The sequence below is a fragment of the Variovorax sp. AB1(2024) genome, from assembly GCF_037482385.2.
Classification (GTDB): domain Bacteria; phylum Pseudomonadota; class Gammaproteobacteria; order Burkholderiales; family Burkholderiaceae_C; genus Variovorax.
This window is the reverse complement of record NZ_JBBHKP020000001.1, coordinates 2,062,720-2,086,863: the sequence shown is the minus strand read 5'-3', so window position 1 is coordinate 2,086,863 and position 24,144 is coordinate 2,062,720. Positions and strand designations below refer to the sequence as shown.

Below are 24,144 nucleotides of genomic sequence, written 5' to 3'. Positions count from 1 at the left end.
CGAAAAACATGAAAGGCGGCGGCCAAGAAAATGCAAATGCGCCGAAGCGCATGGCCGCATGCGGAATCAGGCAGGCACCAGCGACACCCAATAGCGCGTGAGGCCGCTCACGCGCACCGGAAACGCCCGCACGATGACAGCCAGCGCCTTGCCGGTGTCCATGACCGGAAAGGCGCCCGACACCCGGATGTCCGCGACGGCGGGGTCGCAGGCCAGCCGGCCGCGGTGGTAGCGCGCAAGCTCGGCCACCACGTCGCCCAGCCGCCAGTCGTTGACGACGAGGCTGCCGTGCTCCCAATCGGCCGATGCGGGATCGGCCGGCTGCGGCGCATCGACGCTGTCGCCGGTGAAGGCCACCTGCTGCCCGGCCTCCAGCCGCACCACGTTGCCGGGCGCGTGCGAGGCGCGGACCTCGACGGCGTCTTCGAGCACGCTCACCACCGTGCGCGCGCCGTCGCTGCGCACCGTGAAGCGCGTACCCAGCGCGAGGATGCGGCCATGCGGCGTCGCGACCAGGAAGGGGCGGCTGTCGATGCGCGCCGCACCCGGCAAGCCGCGGTGCCTTGCCGTCTCGGCCAGGATCTCGCCTTCGCGCAGGGTGACGAGCCTGTGCGCGGCGTCGATGGACACATCCACCGACGTGCGGGTGTTGAGCTTCAGCAGCGAGCCGTCGGCCAGCGTGACGGAACGCTGCTCGCCGGTGCCCGTGCGGTAGTCGGCCAGCCAGGCGCGCCAGCCGCCGTCGGTGCCGGCCACCTGCCACGACACGTATGCCAGCGAACCACCGCCCGCCAGCACGGCAATGCCGCGCAGCACCCGGCGCCGGTCGGCATGCGCAGCCCGCAGCGTGGAGGCCGCCACGTGCGCCGGCACGCGCTTGAACGTCGCCTGCATGGCCTCGAAGCGCTGCCAGGCGCGCTGGTGGTCGGGGTGAGCGCGATGCCAACGGCGCCAGTTCTCGCGGTCGGCCTCGGTGGCATCGCCGGAGCACAGCCGGGCGTACCAGGCGATGGCCTCCTTGCGGACCTCGGCTTCGCTGCGCGAGGGCGCGCCGATGCCGTCGGGCGTCAGCTCGAAGCCGGACTTCATCATCACGGCGCGAGCATGTAGCAATGCTCGAGCGCCTTGAGCATGTAGTTGTTGACCGTGCGCACCGTCACGCCCAGGCGGGCGGCGATTTCCGCATAGGTGAGTCCGTCGAGCTGCGACAGCATGAAGGCCTGCCGCACCGGCGGCTTCATGCCGTCGAGCATGGCGTCGATGGCCACCAGCGCCTCGAGCACGATGGCCCGCGCTTCGAGCGACGGCAATTGGGGTTCGGGCAGCGCGGCGAGGGTGTCGAGGTAGGCACGCTCCAGTGCCCGGCGCCGGTGGAAGTCGACGACCAGCCCGTGCGCGATGGTGGCCAGGTAGGCGCGCGGTTCAGCCGCGGCAACGGGCTCCCTCCTGCTCAGCAGCCGCACGAAGGTGTCGTGCGCCAGGTCGGCGGCGTTGTGCGAGCAGCCCAGCTTCTTGCGCAGCCAGGCGTGCAGCCATCCGTGATGGTTGCTGTAGAGCGTTTGCACCTCGTGCTGAACTAACGCGAACTCGCCGGCCGGCATGGGTGGGATCTCCGCGCAGCCGCGATGGCTTCGCTCGGTTATTAATACGAATAGTTCTCAATTGTACGCTTTCGCCGGATGCCTTCCAACCAGCTGGCACGCACACTGCCCTTGAAACGTCATCGATTGCCCTTATGATTAGCACTCGCTGCTGACGAGTGCTAACAGCCCTCGCTTCCAGTCGATGGGCTGCCGGCCTCCGGTCCGGCGCCCGACCACAAACCCGTTTCTTATCCATACATCCAGGAGATGCAATGAAACTTCGTCCTTTGGCCGATCGCGTGATCGTCAAGCGTGTTGACAGCGAAACCAAGACCGCCTCCGGCATCGTCATCCCCGACGCAGCCGCCGAGAAGCCCGATCAGGGCGAAGTCCTGGCCGTGGGCCCGGGCAAGCGCAACGACAAGGGCGAGCTGGCCGCACTGACCGTCAAGGTCGGCGACCGCGTCCTGTTCGGCAAGTACAGCGGCCAGACCGTCAAGGTCGGCGGCGACGAACTGCTGGTCATGAAGGAAGACGACCTGTTCGCGGTCGTCGAGAAGTAATTCAAACATCCCATTCGGAGTAATAAAACATGGCAGCAAAAGACGTAGTCTTCGGCGGTGAAGCCCGCGCACGCATGGTCGAGGGTGTGAACATCCTGGCCAACGCAGTCAAGGTCACCCTGGGCCCCAAGGGCCGCAACGTGGTGCTCGAGCGCTCGTTCGGCGCCCCCACCGTCACCAAGGACGGTGTGTCGGTCGCCAAGGAAATCGAACTCAAGGACAAGCTGCAGAACATGGGCGCCCAGCTCGTGAAGGAAGTGGCCTCCAAGACCAGCGACAACGCTGGTGACGGCACCACGACCGCTACCGTGCTGGCTCAAGCCATCGTTCGCGAAGGCTTCAAGTACGTGGCCGCAGGCATCAACCCGATGGACCTGAAGCGCGGCATCGACAAGGCCGTGACGGCCCTGGTCGAAGAGCTGAAGAAGGCTTCGAAGCCCACCACCACGTCGAAGGAAATCGCTCAAGTCGGCTCGATCTCGGCCAACAGCGACGAAACCATCGGCAAGCTCATCGCCGACGCGATGGACAAGGTCGGCAAGGAAGGCGTGATCACCGTCGAAGACGGCAAGTCGCTCGAAAGCGAACTGGACGTCGTCGAAGGCATGCAGTTCGACCGCGGCTACCTGTCGCCCTACTTCATCAACAACCCCGAGAAGCAATCGGCGCTGTTGGACAACCCCTTCGTGCTGCTGTTCGACAAGAAGATCAGCAACATCCGTGACCTGCTCCCCACGCTGGAACAAGTCGCCAAGGCCGGCCGTCCGCTGCTGATCATTGCCGAAGAAGTCGAAGGCGAAGCCCTGGCTACGCTGGTCGTGAACACGATCCGCGGCATCCTGAAGGTCGTGGCCGTCAAGGCTCCTGGCTTCGGCGACCGCCGCAAGGCCATGCTGGAAGACATCGCCATCCTGACGGGCGGCAAGGTCATCGCTGAAGAAGTGGGCCTGACGCTCGAAAAGGTGACGCTGGCCGACCTGGGCCAGGCCAAGCGCATCGAAGTGGGCAAGGAAAACACCATCATCATCGACGGCGCCGGCGCTGCTGCCGACATCGAAGCCCGCGTGAAGCAAGTGCGCGTGCAGATCGAAGAAGCCACGAGCGACTACGACCGTGAAAAGCTGCAAGAGCGCGTGGCCAAGCTGGCCGGCGGTGTTGCCGTGATCAAGGTCGGCGCCGCCACCGAAGTCGAAATGAAGGAAAAGAAGGCTCGCGTCGAAGACGCCCTGCACGCTACCCGCGCCGCAGTGGAAGAAGGCGTGGTTGCTGGTGGCGGCGTGGCTCTGCTGCGTGCCAAGCAAGCCGTGGGCGACCGCGTCAAGGGCGACAACGCCGACCAGGACGCCGGCATCAAGCTGGTGCTGAAGGCCATCGAAGCCCCCCTGCGCGAAATCGTGAACAACGCCGGCGGCGAAGCCTCGGTGGTGGTGAACGCGGTTCTGGCCGGCAAGGGCAACTACGGCTTCAATGCCGCCAACGACACGTACGGCGACATGCTCGAGCTGGGCATCCTGGACCCGACGAAGGTCACCCGCACCGCACTGCAGAACGCCGCTTCGGTGTCCTCGCTGCTGCTGACGACCGAAGCCATGGTGGCTGACGCTCCGAAGGACGACGCTCCTGCCGGCGGCGGCATGCCCGACATGGGTGGCATGGGCGGCATGGGCGGCATGGGCATGTAAGCCCGAAGGCCGGGAACACTTTCCCGGCCGAGCCGCTCGATCCGTCGAGCAACAAGAAGAGCCGGGCATGCCCGGCTCTTTTTTTTTGCCCGCGGGGCCGCGCGCCCGCCTACCAGCCGCCGCCGTTGCGGTTGGGTCCGCGCTGCGTGCCGTCCATGCCCGCGGGCGCCCAGGCTCCGATGGTGTGGCAAGCATGGCCCGGCGCGACCAGCTGGTGGCGCCGGGGCAGGTCGTCCACCGGCCTGACCAGCACCTCGACGCTGTCACGCGCCTCGCCGCATGCGACGACGACTCGGTGCAGGCCGGCACCGACACCCTCCAGGCTGGCCTGCCAGAGGCCGGCGCCCGCGTCCTGCATGGGAGACGGTGCGCCCGCGTCCAAGGACACCTCCATCGGCGCCGTGGCGTGGCCGATGCGCCGTGCCACGACCTGCAGCGTGCCGGGCCGCGGCACCTGGCGCGGGTCGGTCACGCGGGTGAGCAGGCGCACATCGCAGGGGCTCACGATCTGCACGTGCGGCCAGGGTTGGCCGATGCGGCGGAACCGCACGCTCGGCACCGAGTCGTGCACGCACACGAGCGAGAAGCCCGGCCGGCCGTCGTCCTCCTCGATCTGCGCGGTGGAGCGCGTGGCGCCGTAGACCACCCAGCCGTCGTTGAGCAGCTCGTTGTAGTGCGTGTGGCCGGTATCGACGAAAGCGACCCGGGCATCGGCGAACAGGCGCGCCAGTTGCTCGCCACCGTCCGCCATGTCGCCCGGAAAGGTGTGCATGAATACCAGCGGCGTCTGCCCTTCGGCCTGCGCCCGCGCGAGTTCGCGGGTGGCCCGATGCAGGTGGTGCGCGCTGAGCCGGAAGTCGGGGCCGCCCTGGCCCGCGCTCACCACATCCAGAAAGATGCAGCGATGACCGCCGAAGACTTCGCACTCCGGCCGCTGCGCCGGCGCGAAGGAAGCCTCGTAGGTCGCCAGGCTGCCGCCCTCGAAGTCGTGATCACCGGGGATCGCCCGCCAGGGCAGCGTCAGCGGGCTCAGCGCCTGCACGATCGCCGCGTACTGCGCTGCGATGGCGTGGTTGGCGTTGTCGCCCGGCAGGTAGACGAAGGCGGCATCGGCGGCATGTGCGTTGGCCTCCTGCACGATCTGCCGCAGCCGCGGCAGCGCGGCCCAGTCGTCGGCCTCGTCCATGTGCAGGTCGCCGACGTGGAGCCAGTAGATGGAGGAAGTCATGCGCCGGCCCTCCTGCGTTCGGCACCGCGAGCCGCCTCGCCGCCCGCGCCCGCACAGGCCGGCATCAGCAGCGCGCCGAAGCCGACCCACAGCGCCACCGAGACCAGCGCGAAGCCGCCCAGCACATAGAAGGCCAGCTGGTAGCCGAAGAGCTGGGCCAGCCAGCCGCCGATGGCTGGCGAAAGGCTCGCGCCCAGGCCCTGCACCGTCATCACCGCGCCCTGGCCGACGTTGACGCGGCCGGTGCCGTTGAGCAGGCAGGCCACCAGCCCCGGCACCGCCACGCTCTGCAGCCCGGCGCCGATGCCGTCGAGCGCCTGCACCGGCCACACACCCCACGACTCGATGAAGCTGCCGGCCAGCAGGCCGCGCACCGGCAGCGCAATGAAGGAGACCAGCATCACCAGCCAGTAGCCGCGCCCGGCCGCCATGCGCATCGCGATCAGCGCGGTGACGATCATCACGCCCTGCGCGACCACCACGGTGAGCGCCGTGAAGGCGGCCGGATCGCCCTTCCCGGCACCGACCACGGCCAGGCCGTAGAGCGGCAGCATCGCGCCGTTGCCGAGGTGGAAGCAGGCCAGCGCGGCGGCCAGGATGAGCATCGGCCGGTTGTGCAGCAGCGTGCGAAAGCCCTGGGCCTGCCCGGGTTCGCCGTCCTTCCTGTCGCCCTCCTCGTCTTCCAGGCCGCGCGCCGCGCGATGGTCGATCACGCGCCCGGGAATCGCCAGCACCGACGCGATCGCGAACACGCCGAAGGCCGCCGCGAGGAAGAAGATGGCCGGCATGCCGTACCTGTAGCCGAGCCAGCCCGACAGGCCGGCGCCGATCATGTTGCCGGCGTGGTTCCAGGCCTGGTTGCGGCCGTTCTGCGCATTGAAGCCGCGCTGGCGCACGATGCCCAGCGTCATGCCGGCGACTGCCGGACCGATGGCCGCACCGGCGATCGCCGTGGCGATCTGGCTGGTGGTGACGACGATCCAGGCCTGCGACCACAGGATCAGGAACGAAGCCAGCACGGTGCAGATGCCGGTGACGACGACGACCAGCCGCTTGCGCGTGGTGCTGTCGATGAAGGCGCCTGCCGGCACCGTCATCAGCATCCCGGCGATGCCGCCGGCGGTCATCACCGAGCCGATGGCGCCGGTCTGCCAGCCGCGCTGCTGCAGGAACACGCCGAGGAACGGCCCGATGCCGGCCTGCATGTCGGCCATGAAGAAGTTGAGCGAGCACAGCGCGCGCGTGGCGCGCTTGCGGTCGGCATCGCCATCGTTGCCGGGGTTGCCGACGCCGGGGGGTGCGCCGGATGGTGCGCCGGGTGCGGCGAGAGTCGAGGTGGACATGGTGAGGTCTCCTTGAAAAACTCAAGCCGTCAACAGCCGTGCGCCCAGCGCCAGGCACAGGGCCGGCGGCATCACGAGCACGCCGACCTTCAGGAAGCGCACGAAGCCCACGTCCTCGCCTTCGCGGCGAATCGCGATGAGCCAGAGGATGGTGGCGAGCGAACCGGTGATCGAGAGATTGGGGCCGAGATCGACACCGATCAGCAGCGCATCGACGATGGAGGCGGGCGGGTGGGCCTGCTGCACCATGGTGCTGGCCAGCAGGCCGGCCGGCAGGTTGTTGACCAGGTTCGAGCCGAAGGCCAGCAGCGTCCCGGCGATGGCCCCCGTGGCGCGTTCGCCGTGCTGCGCGCCCGCCATGAGCCACTGCGCCAGCCGCTCGGTCAGCCCGGTCCTGGAGATCGCCTCGACCAGCACGAACAGGCCCGCCACCAGCGGCAGCACCGTCCAGGACACCTCGCGCAGCAGCGGCAGCGGACTGGAACGGTCACGCAGCAGCACCACGGCAGCGGTGAGCACGCCCATCACGCAGGTCGGCAGGCCGAGCGACCAGTCCATGGCCGATACGGCCATCAGCACCACGGCGGTGGCGATCAGGCCGGCCAGCGCGGTGCGCCCTCCGCTCGATAGCGGCGCCATCCGCGACGGTACCTCGCAGCCGCCCGCCAGCTCGCGCCGCTGGGTGAAGCGCAACACCAGGAAAGTGCTCCCGATGGCCAGCACCGAGGGCAGCGTGAAATGCAGGAGCCAGGGCCACAGCGCCGGCATGTGCTCGCCGTAGAGCACCAGGTTGGCGGGGTTGGAGATCGGCAGCACGAAGCTCGCCGCGTTGGCGACGAAGGCGCAGATGAACAGATAAGGCAACGCCGGCGCGCGGGCCTGGCGCGCGGCGGCGAAGACGGCCGGCGTGAGCACCACCGCGGCGGCGTCGTTCGAAAGGAAGGCGGTGACCACCACGCCGACCAGATAGACCAGCAGGAACAGGCGGCTGCGCGAGCCCTTCGCCTGCCGGACCGCATGGCTTGCGACCCAGTCGAACAGGCCTTGGCGGCGTGCCGTTTCCGACAGCAGCATCATGCCGATCAGGAACAGGTAGACGTCAGTGCCCTTGCCGACGGCGGTGAGCGCGTCCGACAGCGGCAGCAGGCCCAGCGCCACCGCCAGCACGCCGCCCGTGACCGCCCACACCGCCTCCGGCCAGTTGAAGGGGCGAAGCAGCACGCCGGCCGTCACGGCCGCCGTGAGGCTCCAGAGGGACAGATGACTCGACATTGCAAACGCCTCGCGATGGGTTGTTTGTGTGACAGGCGAGGCGGAGTCTGGGCGACCGGACGCACGCGTCCTGTCGGCCAATGTCGCAGTGCGGCGCGGCCAGCGGGCGCACCTTGGCGCAGTCGCTGTGCGCGATCGATGTGGCAGGCCCGAAGAGTCAGCCTGCGCTCAGCAATTGGAAGCTATGGCGCAGCGACAGATACAGCGCGCGAAAGCGCGCATGCCGCGCGCGATGGCCTTCGGCGCCGGCGGTCCGGGGCTCGAAGCGCTGGCGCACCGCGGGCGGCGTGCACACCGCCTCCAGCGTGCCGCCATCGGCCAGCCAGGCCAGTCGCGCCGCGCCCAGCGCACCGCCGGCTTCACCGCCTTCGCCAAGCGTGAGCGGCACTTCGAGGATGTCGGCCAGCAGCTGCGACCACCAGGCGCTGCGCGCGCCGCCACCGACCAGGGCCAGCGCGCCCTCGGGCAGCCGCAGGGTGTCGAGGCCGTCGCGCAGGCCGAAGCTCACGCCCTCGACCACGGCGTAGGCGATTTCCGCCGGCCCGTGTGCATGCGTGAGCCCGAAGAGCACGCCCTGGGCATCGGGGTTGTTGTGCGGCGAGCGTTCGCCCGACAGGTACGGCAGGAACAGCGGGCACCGCTCGCGTTGCGCCGACGGCACCAATGCCGCCGCTTCGAGCAGCGCGGCCTCGTCGGCAAACTTGAAAGCCTTCGCGGCCCAGCTCACCGCGCTCGCGGCGGAGAGCATCACCGACATCTGGTGCCAGCGCTTCGGCAGCGCATGGCAGAAGGCGTGCATCGCCTGCGCCGGGTTCGGCAGGAAGCGGTCGGTCGACACGAACACCACGCCTGAAGTACCCAGCGAAACGAAGCCCTGCCCCGGCTCGACCAGCCCCATGCCGACCGCGCTGGCGGCGTTGTCGCCGGCACCGCCCGCGATCTTCACGCCGCCCGGCATGCCCCAGCGCGCCGCGAGTTCGGGCTTGAGCAGCGCCGAAACCTCGCTGCCTTCGACCAGCCGCGGCATGTGCGCGCGCGTCAGCCCGGTGGCGGCGAGCAGTTCGTCGGACCAGTCGCGCGCACCCACGTCGAGCCACAGCGTGCCGGCCGCGTCGGACATCTCGCTGACCGCCTCGCCGCTGAGCATGAAGCGCAGCCAGTCCTTCGGCAGCAGCACGCGCGCCACGCGGGCAAAGAGTTCGGGCTCATGCTCGCGCACCCACAGCAGCTTGGGCGCGGTGAAGCCCGGCATCGCGAGGTTGCCCGCGATGTCGCCGAGCCGCGGCACGGCGCGCGTGAGCGCTTCGCACTGCGCGCCGCTGCGGCCGTCGTTCCACAGGATCGCGGGCCGCAGCACCTCGCCGGCCGCATCGAGCAGCGTGGCGCCGTGCATCTGCCCCGACAGGCCGATGGCGCGCACCGCCGACAACGCCTCGCCGTGCGCCTCTCGCAACTGCGCCATGACCTGCTCGAGCGCCTGCCACCACTGGGCCGGCGCCTGCTCCGACCACAGCGGATGCGGCCTCTGGACCGTGAGCGGCGCGCGCGCCACGCCCACGATGCGGTGATCGTCGGCGAGCAGCAGCGCCTTGAGCTCGGACGTGCCGAGGTCGAGTCCAAGATACAAGATGACCCCCTGGTTTCGTGCTTGGTGGCAAGCTTAGGAAGAGATGCCGCCGCCGAAGCGCGTGTCGGCCTGGCGGCGGAATTCGCTGGGCGTCATGCCCTTGATCTCGAGAAAGCGCCGGTTGAAGTTGGCCACGTTGTTGAAACCCACCTGGTAGCAGATGTCGGTCACGTAGTGGTCGGTCTGCATCAGCAGGTGGCAGGCGCTGTTGATGCGCACGCGGTTGACGAAGTCGGTGAAGCTGTTGCCGGTGGAGCGCCTGAAGAAGCGGCTGAAGCGGCTTTCGCTCATGCCCAGTTCGGCCGCCACGTCGGACATCGAGATCGGGTCCGCCATGTTGTTGGTGATGCGGTTGACGATGCCGTTGATCTGGTCGACCTGCGCGTCGCCGTCCGCGCCCTGCGCGCCCTGCATCTGCACGCTCGACAGCAGCCGATAGTCGGTGCATTGGGAGAGATCGGCCATGAAGTCGAGGAACAGGCCCAGGCGCCGCACGCCGCGCGCGGCCTTGATGCGGTCCCAGTGCGCCTGTGCCTGCTGCGACATGCCGAAGAACTCGATGCCGTGGCGCGCGCGCTCCAGCAGCTGCATCACCTCGCGCAGTTCCGGAATGCCGGCGGCCGCGCTCTCGATGGGTTCGTGGCGGAACTGGATCACCCGGTCGCGCCCCGCCGCGCCGCCTTCGGGCACGTCCAGCGAGATCCAGTTGTGCGGCAGGCGCGGCCCGCACAGCACCAGGTGCCCGGGCTGGAACGGCCCGATCCAGTCGCCGATGAAGGCCTTGCCCGATGTCTCGGTGATCAGGTGCAGCTCGTAGTCTTCATGGAAGTGCCATCGCACCAGCGGGCTGGGGAAGCCGTGCGCCAGGCAGCGCACCAGGCCGGTTTCTTCGGGCGCCTCGTAGCCCAGCGAGGGGGAGCGCGCGAAGTCGCGTTCCAGCTCGGGTTGGCGCTGGCGGGGGACCGAGCGTTTGCGTGTGGACGTCGTCATGGCGGCACGGTTCAGGACCGGGAAGCAACAGCCGTATTTTCTTCCTTCGCCAGCGCGGCGTGAACCGCCTCCAGCGTGGGTGGATCGGCACCCTCGCGGGTGCAGTTGAGGGCGGCGGCGGTGGCGGCGAAGGCCATCACCTCGCGCCATGCGTCGTCGCCCAGCTCGCCGAGCTGCTCCGGCCGCTCGACGCCGTGCGCCAGCAGCGAGACCGACAGCCCCGCCGTGAAGGTGTCGCCCGCGCCGATGGTGTCGACCACCTCGACGCGCGGCGCGGCCACCGTGACCGGCGCGCGACCCGCGCGCCAGAGCGTGGCGCCGTCGCCGCCGCGCGTGACGATCACCGCGCGCGCGCCGGCCGCGAGGCAGTCGGCGGCCAGCGCGTCCACCGGCTGGCCGGGCGCGAGCAGCGCCGCGTCCTCGTCGCTCAGCTTGACCAGGTCGGCCATGCCGAACCAGCCGGCCACGCGCTTGCGGTAGGCGGCCATGTCGGTGATCAGGCTGGGCCGCACGTTGGGGTCGAACACGACCACGCGCCGCCCCCGGTTCGCGGCGACGAGGTCGGCGATGCGCGTGGCGGCCGGGTCCTGCAGCAGCGAGATCGACCCGAAATGCAGGAAGCGGCACTCCGGCGGCAGCTGCGGCAGCGGCTCGGGCGCCCAGGTGGCGTCGGCGCTGCCCTGCGTGTAGAAGGCGTAGCGGTTGGTCTGCGGCGTGCGTTCGACGAAGGCCAGCGTCGATGGCGCGCCGCTGCGCAGGATGAAGCTGGTGTCCACGCTGTTCTTCTGCAGGAAGCCCATCAGCCGTTCGCCGAACAGGTCGGTCGACAGCTGCGTGAGAAAGCCGGTCGGCTGCCCGAGCCGCGCGCAGGCCACGGCGGTGTTCAGCGGCGAGCCGCCTTCATGGCCCAGGAATGCCAGGGTGCCCGCCTCGCCGGCGGTGAAATCGATCAGGGCTTCGCCCGTGAGTGCAATGCGCATGGTGTGCGGGTCGGGATTCGGTGTCGTCGGTCAGGGCAAGGTGCGCGCATCGGCCAGGAAGCCGCGCTCGGCGGACAGTGTCGCGGAATGGTCGAGCAGTTCGGCAAACAGCCGCGGCGGAATGGTGATGGCGCCCACGCCGAGCCCCAGCAGCGAAAGATACGCCTCGCGCGACCGGATGCTGGCCACCAGCAGCCGCGTACCCGAGGCCGGCCGCCGCGCGACCAGCGACTGCATCTGCGCGATCAGCGCCAGGCCGTCGATGCCCGCGTCTTCCAGCCGGCCGAGGTACGGCGCCGCATAGGCCGCGCCCAGCTGCGCCGCGAAGTGGGCCTGCTCGGGCGCGTACACGGCGGTCCAGGTGACGGGCACGCCCTGCGCGATGAGCCGCGCGCCGGCGTCCAGGCCCTGCCGCGTGGCGGGGATCTTGATGACGAGTTGGCCGCGGTCGAAGTGCGGCAACAAGGCTTGCGCGTCTTCGAGCATGCCGTCGACGTGTTCGGAACAGACCTGCGCCTGCACTTGGCGCGCGCCCAGTTCGATGCAGCGCGCGAGCAGTCCGGGCACGGCAGCGCGGCCGACGCCCGCGCGCTTGAGCAGCGTCGGGTTGGTCGTCACGCCGTGCACCACCGGGTGGGGCAGGCAGGTCTGTATCTCGGCCAGGTCGGCGCTGTCGAGGTACAGGTGGAAGTCTTCAATCATTTGTTGCTTCCTGTGGGGCGAGCTGTTTCGGGGTGAGTGCGCAGGGCACCGGGTACTCCCCTCCGCGAATGTCCCCCGCCGGCGTGAGCGCCCCACGAACAAAGCCCATGAAAAACAAAAACCGATCTCATCGACAACCCAGCTCAAGACATGACATTACCGCCATCGACATTCAAGGTCTGCGCCGTGATGTAGCGCGCCTCGTCGCTGGCCAGGAACACCGCCGCCCCCGTGATGTCTTCCGGCACGCCCATGCGGCCGAGCGGCACCGCCAGCCCGACCTGCCGCTTCTTCTCTCCGGGCGGCAGGCCCTCGGCCTTGGCGAACAGGCTGTCGACATGGTCCCACATCGGCGTATCGACCACACCGGGCGCAATGCCATTGACACGTATGCCGTGCGGCGCCATCGCCAGCGCGGCGCTCTGCGTGTAGCTGATGACCGCCGCCTTGGTCGCGCAGTAGTGCGACACCAGCGCCTCGCCCCGGCGTCCGGCCTGCGAGGCCATGTTGATGACCGAAGCGCCCTGCGTGCCCGCTTCCACCATGTGCCGCAGCACCGCCTGCATCACGAAGAACATGCCCTTCACATTGACCGCGAACAGCTTGTCGAACGACGCCTCGTCGCTGTCCAGCAGCGGCGCGAGGTCGAACACCGCGGCGTTGTTGAACAGCGTGTGCACCGGCCCGAAGGCGACCTGCGCCTGCGCCAGCATGTGGGTGATGGCGGCGGTGTCGGTCACGTCGGCAGCGATGTAGGCAAGCTTGCCCGGCTGCTTTTGCTGCAGCGCGCGCACCGCGTCGGGCGCGGCGGTGGCGCGGTCGACCACCGTGCAGCGCGCGCCCTCGGCGATGCAGGCTTGCGCCACGGCCAGGCCGATGCCGCCTCCCGCGCCGGTCAGCAGCACATGACGGTCTTGAAGGCGGGCGTTCATGGCTTGCTCCCTGTTTTTTCTGCGACGAAGCGCGCAACGCGCTCGTCGGCGCGGCGCACCGCGTCGACCAGCCGGGCGTCGCCGGCGATGTTGCCCCACAGCCCCGCATCGGCGCACAGCGCAGCAAACGGGTCGGCCGCATCGCAGATTGCATGCGCCACCGCTTCGTCCATGCCCTGGTCCTGGTAGGCGTAGGGCAGCGCACCCTGGTGCCAGCGCTGCAGGAAGGCCAGGAACAGCGCGGGCAGCATCGCCACGCTGTCGATGCCCTGGCCCGCCGCCAGCCGCTCGCGCACCGTCGGGGCGATGAAGCCGGGAATCTTCGAGAAGCCGTCCGCCGCCACGCGCTGGTTGGTGTCGCGGATGGCGGGGTTGCCGAAGCGGTCGAGCACCACGTCGCGATAGGCCGCGAGGTCGATGGGGCTGGGAGTCAGGCACGGAATGACGTCGTCGGTGACGTAGTCGAAGGCCATCCTGCGGATGGCCGCGTCGTGCGTGCCTTCGTGGATGAAGCCGAGCCCGACCAGCGTGCCCGCCCAGGCAATGCAGCTGTGCGTGGCGTTGAGGATGCGGATCTTGGCCTCTTCGTACGGCTGCACCGACTCGACCAGCTCCACGCCCACGCGGCCCCAGTCGGGCCGGCCGGCCGCGAAGTCGTCCTCGACGACCCACTGGATGAAGCTCTCGCCGGTGATGGCCGCCGGGTCGTCGCGCCCAGTGGCCGCCTTGACGCGCGCGCGCAGCTCGGGCGGCGGGCGCGGCGTGATGCGGTCGACCATCGCGTTCGGACAGCGCGTGTTCGCGTTCACCCAGGCCAGCAGGCCGGCGTCGCCCGCGAGTTCGATGAACTCCAGCAGCCCGGCGCGAAAGCGCTCGCCGTTGTGGCGCAGGTTGTCGCAGTTCAGCAGCGTCACGGCGCCGGCATCGGCCGCCTTGCGCGCGCGCAGGATGGCGCAGACCGCGCCGTAGATGGTCACGTTGTCGCCGCCGGCCTCGCCCTTGCGCGCGCGTTCCACATCGGCCGCGAGGTCGCTGAACGACAGGTCCAGCCTGCCCTTGTTGTCGAGGTAGTAGCCGGCCTCGGTCACGGTGAAGGACACGATGCGGGTCGACGGCGCCGCGCCGCGCGCGACCACGTTCGCCAGCGAGCGCTCCCACGGCAGCACCTCGCGGATGGCGTCGATCTGCTCGTAGCGGTATTCGCCCGCGGGCGACACGGTCTCGAGCGTGTAGCGCCCGCCCTGCGCCTGCAGCGCCGCGACGATGTCGGCCATATCCGGCCGGATGTTGGCGCCCGACAGCGACCAGCGGGTGTCGCCCGCGTCGATCAGCCGCTGCAGGTACACCGCCTGGTGGGCCCGATGGAACGAGCCCAGGCCGAGATGAAGCACCGTGAACTCCGTGGGAGCCGGTGGAATTTGCGCGATGGTCACGGGAATGTCCGTTGAAAAGGCGTTGGAAGAAATCTGGAATCGATCACGCGCCGACCGAGCGGCCTTCGCGGTTGAACAGGTGCAGCACCGACGGATCGAGCTCCACGGCCACGTCGTCGCCGGCCTGCAGCGGCGTGCGGTCGTTCTGCCGCGCGATCAGCGGCACGCCGCCCACGTCGACGTGGATCAGCGTGTCGGCGCCCAGCGCCTCGATCAGCTCGACGCGGCCCTGCACGTCGCTCACCGGCGCGCCCTGCTTCGGATGCACGCGCAGGCCTTCCGGCCGCACGCCCAGGAAGCCGTCGCTCGGCAGCCTGCCGCCGGTGGCGGCCGAGAAACTGGGAATGGCATTGGCCGCCACCATGTTCATCGACGGCATGCCGATGAACTGCGCGACGAACTGGTTGGCCGGGTGGTCGTACAGCTCCAGCGGCGTGCCGACCTGCTCGATCAGCCCGTCCTTGAGCACCACCACGCGGTCGGCCAGCGTCATGGCCTCCACCTGGTCGTGCGTGACGTAGATGGTGGTGGCGCCGAGCGCGCGGTGCAGCTTGTGGATTTCCACCCGCGTGTTGCCGCGCAGCGCCGCGTCGAGGTTCGACAGCGGCTCGTCGAACAGGAAGACCTTGGGCGCGCGCACGATGGCGCGGCCGATGGCCACACGCTGGCGCTGGCCGCCCGAGAGGTCCTTGGGCGTGCGGTCGAGGTACTGCGTGAGATTGAGCGTCTTGGCCGCGTACTCGACCTTGGTCTTGATCTCGTCCTTCGGCACGCCCGCCAGCTTCAGCGCGAACGACATGTTGTCGTACACGCTCATGTGCGGATACAGCGCGTAGCTCTGGAACACCATCGCCAGGTCGCGCTTGCCCGAAGGCGTCCAGGTGATGTCCTTGCCGTCGAGCAGCAGGTTGCCGCTGGTGATGGGCTCCAGCCCGGCAATCAGCCGCAGCAGCGTCGACTTGCCGCAGCCCGAGGGCCCGACGAAGACGATGAACTCGCCCTTCTTTATCTGCAGGTCGACGCCCTTGATGATGTGGATGTCACCAAAGCTCTTCTTGATGTTCTTGAGTTCCAGGTAGGCCATTCACGACTCCTTGATGTTTTGTGAGCGGGCAAACGAGGTGCCCAGAGCGCTTGAGAGCGCGCAGCGCAATCCGGGAGCTGCCGCGGAACCGGCTTTGCCGGGCCGCTGGCGGCGCCCCCGCGAGGGGGTTGGCGAAGCGACACGAAGTGCGCGAAGACTGGGGGTGGTGTTCATTTCACGGCACCGAAGGTCAGGCCTTGGACGAGCTGCTTCTGGCTGAACCAGCCGAACACCACGATGGGCGCGATGGCCATCAGCGAGGCGGCCGACAGCTTGGCCCAGAACAGGCCCTCGGGGCTGGAGTACGAGGCAATCAGCGTGGCCAGCGTGCCGGCCTTGGCCGAGGTGAGGTTGAGCGCCCAGAAGGCTTCGTTCCAGCTCAGCACCAGGCACAGCAGCCCGGTCGATGCGAGCCCGCCCACTGACAGCGGCAGCACCACGTGGCGGAACTCGGTCCACAGGCTGGCGCCGTCCATGCGCGCGGCCTCCAGGATCTCGTTGGGAATGTCCTTGTAGGCGCTGTAGAGCATCCACACCATGATCGGCAGGTTCGACAGCGTGAACACGATGGTCAGCGCGGGCAGCGAGTCGAGCATGCCGGCGGTCTGCGCCAGCACGTAGATCGGCACCAGCGCGCCCACGGCCGGCATCATCTTGGTGGAGAGCATCCACATCAGGATGTCGCGCGTTCTCTTCGTGCGAAAGAACGCCATCGAATACGCCGCCGGCGCCGCGATCAGCAGGCCGATGACGGTCGAGCCCAGGCTGGTGATGAGCGAGTTGCGCGCATACAGCAGGTAGTCGCTGCGGCGCTGCACCTCGCCGAAGTTGTCGAGCGTGGGCTCGAAGATGAAGAGCGGCGGCACGTGGATGGCCTGCAGTTCCGTCTTGAAGGCTGTGAGGAACAGCCAGCCGAGCGGAAAGAACAGCAGCAGCGCGACGGCCCACGCGCCCACGGTGCGAATGGCCTGCGGCAGGAAGTTGCTGGGGGCTTGTTGTTGTTGCATGACGTGTGCGCCTCAGTCGAGGTTCTTGCCGATGATCCGGATGAGGAACACGGCAACTATGTTCGCCAGCACCACCGCGAACAGGGCGCCGGCCGAAGCCACGCCCACGTCGAAGTTCATGAGCGACTGCTTGAAGATCATGTAGGTCATGTTCGTGCTCGCGTTGCCCGGGCCGCCATTGGTGGTGATGGCGATCTCCGCGAACACGCTGAGCAGGAAGATCATCTCGATCATGATCACCACCGCCATCGGGCGGCCGAGGTGCGGAATGGTGAGATAGAAGAAGCGCTGCACCGGGCTCGCGCCGTCCATGCGCGCGGCCTCCATCTGCTCGCGGTCGAGCGACTGCAGCGAGGTGATGAAGATCAGGCAGGCGAAGGGCAGCCACTGCCAGGCCACCATGATGATCACCGACAGCAGCGGGAAGTCGGTGAGCCAGTCCACCGGCTGCGCACCGAAGAAGCGCCACAGGTCGGCCAGCACGCCGTAGATGGGGTTCATCATCATGTGCTTCCACAGCAGCGCGTTGACCGCGGGCATGACGAAGAACGGCGAGATCAGCAGCACCCGCACGATGCCGCGCCCGGGGAAGGGCTCGTTCACCAGCAGCGCGAGCAATACGCCCAGCACCACGGTGATGACGATCACGCTGCCGATCAGCAGCAGCGTGTTCCATGTGGCGGGCCAGAAGTCGGGGTCGGTGACGAAGTAGTGAAAGTTCTCGATGCCCGCGAACGTGCGCTCGCCGGGCTGCATGAGGTTGTAGTTGACGAACGAGAAGTACAACGTCATCAGCAGCGGCACGATCATCCAGAGGAAGAGCGTGAGCACCGCGGGCGCCATGAGGGCGCGGGGCAGGAGTCTTTTCATGGGCAAGTCCCTTCTTGTTGTCTCTGGCTCCTTCCCCCTTTGGGGGAAGGCTGGGATGGGGGCTGCCCCTGTTCAGGCGCGGCGTTGTCGCGAGCGCCGCGTGCCCCCACCCCGACCCTCCCCCAGCGGGGGAGGGAGCAAGCCCGGCTTGGCTTACTTGTAGTAGCCCGCCTTCTTCATCTCGCGTTCCGCCGCCGTCTGCGAGGTCTTCAGCGCCTGGTCCACCGTGACCTTGCCCGACAGCGCCGCGCTCATCTGCTGCCCCACCGCCACGCCGATGGCCTGGAACTCGGGAATCGCCGCGTACTGCACGCCGACGTACGGCGACTTGGGCAGCGTGCTGTCGGTCAGGTTGGCGCTGTCGATGGCCTTCTTCTCGGCTTCGGCGAACTTCGCGACCTTCTGGAACTCGGGGTTCGCGTAGGTCGACTTGCGCGTGCCGGTCGGCACCGAGGCCCAGCCGGTTTCCTTGGCCACCAGGTTGATGTAGTCCTTGGAAGTGGCCCACTTGATGAACTTCTGCGCCGCGTCGTCCTTGGTCGAGCTGGCGGGAATCGCGAGGTTCCACGACCACAGCCAGTTGGCGCCCTTGGGCGTGACGGCGGTCGGTGCCTGCGCGAAGGCCACCTTGTCGGCCACCTTCGACTGCTTCGGGTCGCTGATGAACGAAGCCGCGATGGTGGCGTCCACCCAGGCCGCGCACTTGCCTTCATTGAAGAGCGCCAAGTTCTCGTTGAAGCTGTTGGCCGAGGCGCCCGGAGGGCCGTCCTTCTTCATCATGTCGACGTAGAAGGTGATCGCATCCTTCCAGGGCTTGGTGTCGACCTGCGGCTTCCACTGCATGTCGAACCACTGGCCGCCGTTGGTGTTGACCAGCGTGGTCAGGAAGGCCATGTTGTCGCCCCAGCCCGGCTTGCCGCGCAGGCACATGCCGTACACGCCGTTCTTGGGGTCGTTGGCCTTGTCGGCGAACTCCTTGACCTGCGCCCAGGTCGGCTGGTCGGCGAACTTCACGCCCACCTTGTCGGCCAGGTCCTTGCGGTACATGAGCATGGAGCTCTCGCCGTAGAACGGGGCCGCGTAGAGCTTGCCCTCGTAGGACAGGCCGTTGCGGATGGCCGGCAGCAGGTCGTCGATGTCGTAGGCGGCATCGGTGGCGATGGGCTTGAGCCAGCCCTTCTTCGACCAGATCGGCGCCTCGTACAGGCCGATGGTCATCACGTCGAACTGGCCGCCCTTGGTGGCGATGTCGGTGGTCACGCGCTGGCGCAGCGTGCCTTCTTCCAGCGTGACCCACTTGAGCTTGATGTCGGGGTTGGCCTTCTCGAAGAAGGGCGTGAGCTTCTGCATCTCGATCATGTGGCCGTTGTTGACGGTCGCGATCACGAGTTCGGTGGCGGCCTGGGAAACGACGCCCGTGCCGATGAGTGCGAGGACGAAGCCCGCTTTCAGAAAACGCTTCATGTTGTCTCCTAGAGGTGAGCGACGCCCTGTTGTTGTCGGGTCGCCGTGCCGGGAATTCTGGAGAAGCGCGCCTGCGGCTTTGGTACTTCGAATGTCGGCACTGGTACTTTCATGCACCAGTTGACTGGGAGATTCCCTAGTCAGCGCAATACAGCATGCATACGGGGCGGTCCAAAGGCCTCAAACACACCGCCTCACACGCCGCCGAGCAGCTGGCGCCGGAACTGCACCGCCGCCGGCGACAGCGGCCGGCCCTCGCGGGTGATGAGGCAGATGGGCGGCACGCGCACCGGCAGCTCGATCGGCACGGTGCGCAGCACGCCCAGCCGGGCGTAGTGGCCGGCCTGCGAGGCGGGCATCACGGCCGCCATGTCGGAGTTCTCGAGCAGCGCCGTGATGGCGATCGGCGATGCCGTTTCGATGATGTCCAGCCGCGCCCGGATGCCGGCCTCGCGCATCGCCGCCTCGAAGCGCCCGCGCTGCGGCGAACCCGGCGGCTGCAGCACCCACGACCAGTGCGCCATGTCCGCCAGCGTGAGGTTGGCGCGCTCGAACACCGGATGCCCGGCGCGCACCACCACCACCTGCGACTCGCCCAGCAGCGGCACGCTCGCGTACCTGGCCTCGTCGTGCCCGTCGGTGAGCCGGCCCAGCACGAGGTCGACGTCGCCCTGCTCCAGCTGCGCCTGGATCACGTCGCTGGTCTCGACCACCACCGACACGGCCACCTGCGGATGGCGCCGGTGGTACTCCACCAGCGCCGGCGCCAGCAGCTCGGGCACCGCGCCCGGCACGCTGCCCACGCGCAGCGCGCCGCTCAGGCCGGAGCGCAGCGCCAGCATCTCCTCGCGGGCGGTGCCGAAGTCGCTGAGCACGCGGTGGGCATAGCGGATCAGGATCTGGCCGTAGGGCGTCGGCTCCATGCCGCGCGCAAGGCGCTCGAAGAGCCGTTCGCCGAGCGAGTCTTCCAGCTGCTGCAGCAGCTTGGTGGCCGCCGGCTGGCTGATGTTCATGGCCTCCGCCGCGCGGCCGAGGTGCCTGTGGGTGTCGAGCCGGGCCAGCAGGAGCAGCTGGCGTGGCCGCACATGGAGCATCAGCGAAGCGTCTGTGAGGCCGGGAGTCATGCACAAAAGTATATGGATTCCCCGGCTTTTTCGATTGGATCGCAAACCCGAAGCTCCGTACGCTCGGCGCCATAACATGCTGGAGACAACCCGATGAAGCTTTCTTTGCTGGCCCGCGCGGCGGGGCTCGCGGCGGCCCTGCTGGCCCCGATGGCGCCGCTCACGGCCGTTGCGCAGGCGCCCTACCCCGACAAGCCGATGCGCATCATGGTCGGCGCCTCGCCCGGTGGCGGCACCGACATCCTGGCGCGCGTGCTGGCCGACAAGTTCTCGCAGACCCTCAAGCAGACGGTGGTGGTCGAGAACCGCCCCGGCGCCTCGAACACCATCGCGGGCGAACTCACGGCCCGCGCGCCGGCCGACGGCGCCACCCTGCTGCTGGCCACCAACACCGCACAGGCGGTGGCGCCCCACATCCTCAAGCTCAAGTACGACCCGCTCAAGGACCTGCAACCCATCGGGCTGGTGGCGGTGATGCCCAACGTGCTGGTGGTGTCGGCCAGCTCGCCCTACAGGTCGGTGAAGGATCTCGTGGCGGCCATGGCTGCCAAGCCGGGCGGCTTCAAGTACGCCTCTTCAGGCATCGGCAGCACGCAGCACGTGGGCGGCGAGGCCTTCAACCTGTCCACCGGCATGAAGTCGATCCACGTGCCCTACAAGGGCAGCTCGCAGGCGCACGTCGACATCATCGCGGGCGAGGTCGACATGATGTTCGACAGCACCTCCTCGGCCATGGGCCAGATCAAGGCCGGCAAGTTCCGCGCGCTGGCCGTGAGCGCGCCCCAGCGCTCGCCCGAGTTGCCCGACGTGCCCACGCTGGCCGAGCAGGGCATCAAGGGCGCCGACGTGTCCACCTGGTACGGCCTGTACGTGACGGCCGGTACGCCGCGTCCCGCGGTCGAGCGGCTGAGCGCCGAACTCGGCCGCACGCTGAAGCTGGCCGACGTGCAGGCGCGCATCAAGGCGCTGGGCGGCGAACCCGGCGGCCTGACGGGCGAGCCCTTCGCGGCCATGAACCGGCAGGAGTTCGAGCACTACGGCCAGCTCGTGCGCGAAGCCAACATCAAGGCCGAGTGAGCCGGCCGCTACCTTTTTTCCACAACGCATCCGACAACATGCCCACCCCATCCCCAACCCCCGGCGTGACACTCGCCAAGCCCCGCATCGCCGTGCTGCTCGGCGACCCGAGCGGCATCGGCCCCGAAATGGCCGTGAAGCTGCTGGCGCGCCAGCGCAACCTGGATGCGGCCCGCGTGCTGCTGATCGCCGACCCGGTCGTGCTCGCGGCCGGCGAGCGGGTGGCGGGCGCGAAGCTCGATGTGCTGACGGCCGACAGCCTCGACACGCTGCGCTTCGAGGACGGCCGGCCCACCCTGCTCGCGAAGGACTGGATGCAGGGGCAGGAGCCGGTGCTGGGCGAATCGAACGAGCCATCGGGCCGGGCGTCGTTCGAGGCGCTGGAGCTGGCCACCGCCGCCGTGCGGCGCGGCCAGGCCGACGCGATCCTGTTCGCGCCGCTCAACAAGCATTCGCTGCGCCTGGGCGGCCTGGTGCACGAGGACGAGCTGCGCTACATGCAGGAGCGCTTCGCCGTCACCGGCTTCGTCTGCGAGTTCAACCTCACCGGCTCGCTCTGGACCTCGCGCGTGACCTCGCACATTCCGCTGAAGGACGTGGCGAGCCACATCACCGTGCAGGGCGTGAGCGACGCGGTGAAGATCATCGCCGCCGCGTTGCGCCGCTCGGGCGTGGCGCATCCGCGCATCGCGGTGACGGGGCTCAACCCGCACGCGGGCGACGGCGGCTCGATCGGCATGGAAGAAATCGAAATCATCGCGCCAGCCATCGAGCGACTGCGCGCCGAAGGCTTCGACGCGCGCGGCCCGTTCTCTCCCGACACGGTGTTCATCGGCGCGCGGCGCGGCGACGTCGACGCAGTGGTGTCGATGTACCACGACCAGGGCCAGATCGCGATGAAGCTCATGGGCTTCGAGCAGGGCGTGACCCTGCACGGCGGCCTGCCGGTGCCGGTGGCCACGTCGGCCAGCGGCAGCGCCTTCGACATCGCGGGCCGGGGCATCGCGCAGATCGAGGGGCTGCAGCAGGCCTTCGACCTGTGCGTGCGCATGGCCAGCGGCGCGCCGGTGCGCGTGCCGGCCGGCTGAGGCAAACAAAAAGGGCCGCTTGCGCGGCCCTCGGAAACCATGGCGCCTAACGGCGCCGCTTCAATGTTCAGGCGGCCGGCGGCGCACCGTGGGCGTTGGGCTCCGGCTGCGTCGGCTGCACGTAGAAATAGATCAGCACGAGGTTGATGACCGGGATCAGCATCAGCAGCTGGAGCCAGCCGCTCTTGCCAATGTCGTGCAGGCGGCGCGCGCCCACCGCCAGCGCGGGCAGCAGGAAGGCCAGCGCGGCGATCACGTACACGTATTGGTGGATAAGGCTCGCCACGATGAGAACGACCACCTCGGCAAGCACGAACCACCAGTACTCCGAGCGCGTGGCCCGGCCGGTGAAGTCGGCGTACTTGTTGAAGCAGGTCTTGACCGCTGTTTGAAAATCCATTTATCGGCTCCTCTTGATTGATCCCAGGGAAATTTCCCTGGGCCGATCATATCGGCGCATCTTTCAACCACAAATACAGCCAAAAACAGCCATCTGCTCGCAAACAAACGGCTTATTCAGTGCATTCCGGGCGGTCGATTCAGCTGCCGAGGCGCTTGAGGAGGCCGGCCGTGGAGGCGTCGAGGCCGGTGATGTCGCCCGAAGCCAGGCGCGGTTCGATGTCCCTGGCGAGCACCTTGCCCAGCTCCACGCCCCACTGGTCGAAGCTGTTGATGCCCCACAGCGCGCCGCTGGTGAACACGCGGTGCTCGTACATCGCGAGGAAGGCGCCCAGCGATTCGGGCGTGAGCTTCTCGAACACGAAGAAGGTGCTCGGCCGGTTGCCCGGGAAGTTCTTGTGGCCGCCCTCGTCGAGCTTGCCGACCATCAGCGCCTGTGCCTGCGCGAGCGCGTTGGCCAGCAGCTTGGGGTGATGGCCTTCGAGGTCGTGCGAGGCGTCGCGCACCGCCAAGAATTCGAGCGGGATCACGTCCGTGCCCTGGTGCAGCATCTGGAAGTAGGCATGCTGGCCGTTGGTGCCCGGCTCGCCCCACAGCACCGGCGAGGTGCCGAATGCCACCGGCTTGCCGTCCGCATCGACCTGCTTGCCGTTGCTTTCCATCTCGAGCTGCTGCAGGTAGGCCGGCAGGCGCTTCAGGGCGCTGTGGTACGGCGCGATGCCGCGGCTGGTGAACTTGTGGAAGTTGCGATACCAGACGTCGAGCAGGCCCAGGCGCACCGGCAGGTTCTGCGCGAGCGGCGCGGTGCGGAAGTGCTCGTCCATGGCATGTGCGCCTGCCAGCAGCCGGCGGAAACCGTCGGCGCCGATGGCCAGCGCAATCGGCAGGCCGATGGCCGACCACAGCGAATAGCGCCCGCCCACCCAGTCCCAGAAGCCGAAGGTGGTGTCGATGCCGAACTTCTTCGCCGCTTCCACGTTGGTGGTGAGCGCCGCGAAGTGGCCCGCGATGTCGGTGCCGCCCGATTGCTCGTACCAGCGCTTGGCCGACTGCGCGTTGGTCATCGTCTCGGCCGTGGTGAAGGTCTTCGAGGCAATGAGGAAGAGCGTGTGCTCCGGCGCCAGGCCCTTCAGCACGCCCGCCAGTTCATGGCCGTCGACGTTCGACACGAAATGGAAGCGCTTGCCCGGCGCGGCGAACTCGGCCAGCGCCAGCACAGCCATCTGCGGTCCGAGGTCGGAGCCGCCGATGCCGATGTTCACCACGTCGGTGATCGTGTGGTCGGCGCGGACCTTCTCGGCATAGGCCAGCATCGCGTCGAGCGTGGCGTGCACCTCGCGCAGCTCGTTCGCGGTCTTCGGGCCGGTGGGCGCATCGGCCGGCGCGCGCAGCAGCGTGTGCAGCACGGCGCGGTCTTCGGTGTTGTTGATGTGCTCGCCGGCGAACATGGCGTCGCGGTGCGCCTCGAGGCCGCATTCGCGGGCCAGCGTGAGCAGAAGCTCTTCCGTGCGCGCGTCGATCAGGTTCTTCGACAGGTCGGCGAACACATACGGCGCCTCCTGGCTGAAGCGCTCGAATCGGCCGGCGTCGTCGACGAAGGCGTGGCGCACGTCGAACTGGCGGCCCGCGATATCGAAGGCGGATTGCAGCTGCGCCCAGGCCGGCGCACGGTCGCAGCGAAGTTGCATGGCCATGT

22 protein-coding genes are annotated in these 24,144 nt (G+C 68.5%); 4 read left to right on the top strand and 18 right to left on the bottom strand.

What is annotated here, in order from left to right; genetic code table 11:
- Nucleotides 1–66: 66 nt before the first annotated feature.
- The gene (locus tag WIX39_RS09725) at nucleotides 67–1,092 is read right to left on the bottom strand and encodes a FecR domain-containing protein (protein ID WP_106935573.1); all 1,026 of its coding nucleotides are present in this window, start codon (nucleotides 1,090–1,092) and stop codon (nucleotides 67–69) included.
- Nucleotides 1,092–1,601, bottom strand: a complete 510-nt coding sequence (locus WIX39_RS09720; protein ID WP_106935574.1) for a sigma-70 family RNA polymerase sigma factor — start codon at nucleotides 1,599–1,601, stop codon at nucleotides 1,092–1,094. Before WIX39_RS09720 ends, WIX39_RS09725 begins: the two co-directional genes overlap by 1 nt.
- A gap of 254 nt (nucleotides 1,602–1,855) precedes the next feature.
- Here WIX39_RS09720 and WIX39_RS09715 point away from each other — a divergent pair, with 254 nt between their 5' ends.
- Both WIX39_RS09715 and groL read left to right on the top strand, forming a co-directional pair.
- A complete protein-coding gene (locus WIX39_RS09715) occupies nucleotides 1,856–2,146 on the top strand; it encodes a co-chaperone GroES (protein ID WP_007835162.1) in 291 nt (96 codons plus the stop codon).
- 29 nt (nucleotides 2,147–2,175) lie between these two features.
- Nucleotides 2,176–3,828: a chaperonin GroEL gene (gene groL, locus WIX39_RS09710; RefSeq protein WP_081268077.1), complete on the top strand. Its 1,653-nt coding sequence runs from the start codon at nucleotides 2,176–2,178 to the stop codon at nucleotides 3,826–3,828.
- Between the two features lie 109 nt (nucleotides 3,829–3,937).
- On the opposite strand, the gene WIX39_RS09705 is transcribed toward groL, so the two are convergent.
- The 14 genes from WIX39_RS09705 to WIX39_RS09640 form a co-directional block, all read right to left on the bottom strand.
- Complete coding sequence (locus tag WIX39_RS09705) at nucleotides 3,938–5,056, bottom strand: metallophosphoesterase family protein (protein WP_106935575.1); 1,119 nt, start codon at nucleotides 5,054–5,056, stop codon at nucleotides 3,938–3,940.
- Nucleotides 5,053–6,399 (bottom strand): MFS transporter, encoded by a 1,347-nt coding sequence (locus WIX39_RS09700; protein WP_106935576.1) that lies wholly within the window; start codon nucleotides 6,397–6,399, stop codon nucleotides 5,053–5,055. Before WIX39_RS09700 ends, WIX39_RS09705 begins: the two co-directional genes overlap by 4 nt.
- 21 nt (nucleotides 6,400–6,420) lie before the next feature.
- Nucleotides 6,421–7,671 (bottom strand): arsenic transporter, encoded by a 1,251-nt coding sequence (locus WIX39_RS09695; RefSeq protein ID WP_106935577.1) that lies wholly within the window; start codon nucleotides 7,669–7,671, stop codon nucleotides 6,421–6,423.
- A gap of 157 nt (nucleotides 7,672–7,828) precedes the next feature.
- Entirely contained in the window at nucleotides 7,829–9,298 is a 1,470-nt protein-coding gene (gene xylB / locus WIX39_RS09690; RefSeq protein WP_106935578.1) for a xylulokinase, read from the bottom strand.
- Nucleotides 9,299–9,331: 33 nt separating this feature from the next.
- Nucleotides 9,332–10,288, bottom strand: a complete 957-nt coding sequence (locus WIX39_RS09685; protein ID WP_081268082.1) for an AraC family transcriptional regulator — start codon at nucleotides 10,286–10,288, stop codon at nucleotides 9,332–9,334.
- 11 nt (nucleotides 10,289–10,299) lie between these two features.
- The gene (locus tag WIX39_RS09680) at nucleotides 10,300–11,268 is read right to left on the bottom strand and encodes a carbohydrate kinase family protein (protein WP_409194970.1); all 969 of its coding nucleotides are present in this window, start codon (nucleotides 11,266–11,268) and stop codon (nucleotides 10,300–10,302) included.
- A 30-nt stretch (nucleotides 11,269–11,298) separates the two neighbouring features.
- On the bottom strand, nucleotides 11,299–11,970 hold the full coding sequence (locus WIX39_RS09675; protein ID WP_106935580.1) for a transaldolase family protein: 672 nt from the start codon (nucleotides 11,968–11,970) through the stop codon (nucleotides 11,299–11,301).
- Between the two features lie 143 nt (nucleotides 11,971–12,113).
- Nucleotides 12,114–12,902 carry an L-iditol 2-dehydrogenase gene (locus WIX39_RS09670; protein ID WP_106935581.1) on the bottom strand — a complete coding sequence of 263 codons (789 nt, stop codon included), beginning with the start codon at nucleotides 12,900–12,902 and terminating at the stop codon, nucleotides 12,114–12,116.
- Entirely contained in the window at nucleotides 12,899–14,293 is a 1,395-nt protein-coding gene (dalD, locus tag WIX39_RS09665; RefSeq protein WP_106937543.1) for a D-arabinitol 4-dehydrogenase, read from the bottom strand. Before dalD ends, WIX39_RS09670 begins: the two co-directional genes overlap by 4 nt.
- An 85-nt stretch (nucleotides 14,294–14,378) precedes the next feature.
- Nucleotides 14,379–15,419, bottom strand: a complete 1,041-nt coding sequence (locus WIX39_RS09660; protein ID WP_106935582.1) for an ABC transporter ATP-binding protein — start codon at nucleotides 15,417–15,419, stop codon at nucleotides 14,379–14,381.
- 170 nt (nucleotides 15,420–15,589) lie between these two features.
- Nucleotides 15,590–16,426: a carbohydrate ABC transporter permease gene (locus tag WIX39_RS09655; protein ID WP_106935583.1), complete on the bottom strand. Its 837-nt coding sequence runs from the start codon at nucleotides 16,424–16,426 to the stop codon at nucleotides 15,590–15,592.
- Between the two features lie 12 nt (nucleotides 16,427–16,438).
- Nucleotides 16,439–17,296 (bottom strand): carbohydrate ABC transporter permease, encoded by an 858-nt coding sequence (locus tag WIX39_RS09650; protein WP_081268489.1) that lies wholly within the window; start codon nucleotides 17,294–17,296, stop codon nucleotides 16,439–16,441.
- Nucleotides 17,297–17,449: 153 nt separating this feature from the next.
- Nucleotides 17,450–18,760: an ABC transporter substrate-binding protein gene (locus WIX39_RS09645; RefSeq protein WP_106935584.1), complete on the bottom strand. Its 1,311-nt coding sequence runs from the start codon at nucleotides 18,758–18,760 to the stop codon at nucleotides 17,450–17,452.
- Nucleotides 18,761–18,954: 194 nt separating this feature from the next.
- The gene (locus WIX39_RS09640; RefSeq protein WP_199851947.1) at nucleotides 18,955–19,884 is read right to left on the bottom strand and encodes a LysR family transcriptional regulator; all 930 of its coding nucleotides are present in this window, start codon (nucleotides 19,882–19,884) and stop codon (nucleotides 18,955–18,957) included.
- A 93-nt stretch (nucleotides 19,885–19,977) separates the two neighbouring features.
- Here WIX39_RS09640 and WIX39_RS09635 point away from each other — a divergent pair, with 93 nt between their 5' ends.
- The gene (locus WIX39_RS09635; RefSeq protein ID WP_106935585.1) at nucleotides 19,978–20,961 is read left to right on the top strand and encodes a Bug family tripartite tricarboxylate transporter substrate binding protein; all 984 of its coding nucleotides are present in this window, start codon (nucleotides 19,978–19,980) and stop codon (nucleotides 20,959–20,961) included.
- 38 nt (nucleotides 20,962–20,999) lie between these two features.
- Nucleotides 21,000–22,049 (top strand): 4-hydroxythreonine-4-phosphate dehydrogenase PdxA, encoded by a 1,050-nt coding sequence (locus WIX39_RS09630; RefSeq protein ID WP_081268492.1) that lies wholly within the window; start codon nucleotides 21,000–21,002, stop codon nucleotides 22,047–22,049.
- Nucleotides 22,050–22,116: 67 nt separating this feature from the next.
- Here WIX39_RS09630 and WIX39_RS09625 read toward each other — a convergent pair whose 3' ends face one another.
- Together WIX39_RS09625 and pgi are read right to left on the bottom strand one after the other, a co-directional pair.
- Nucleotides 22,117–22,449 (bottom strand): DUF805 domain-containing protein, encoded by a 333-nt coding sequence (locus WIX39_RS09625; protein WP_081268493.1) that lies wholly within the window; start codon nucleotides 22,447–22,449, stop codon nucleotides 22,117–22,119.
- 139 nt (nucleotides 22,450–22,588) lie between these two features.
- Nucleotides 22,589–24,142 (bottom strand): glucose-6-phosphate isomerase, encoded by a 1,554-nt coding sequence (gene pgi / locus WIX39_RS09620; RefSeq protein WP_409194969.1) that lies wholly within the window; start codon nucleotides 24,140–24,142, stop codon nucleotides 22,589–22,591.
- Nucleotides 24,143–24,144: the final 2 nt, after the last annotated feature.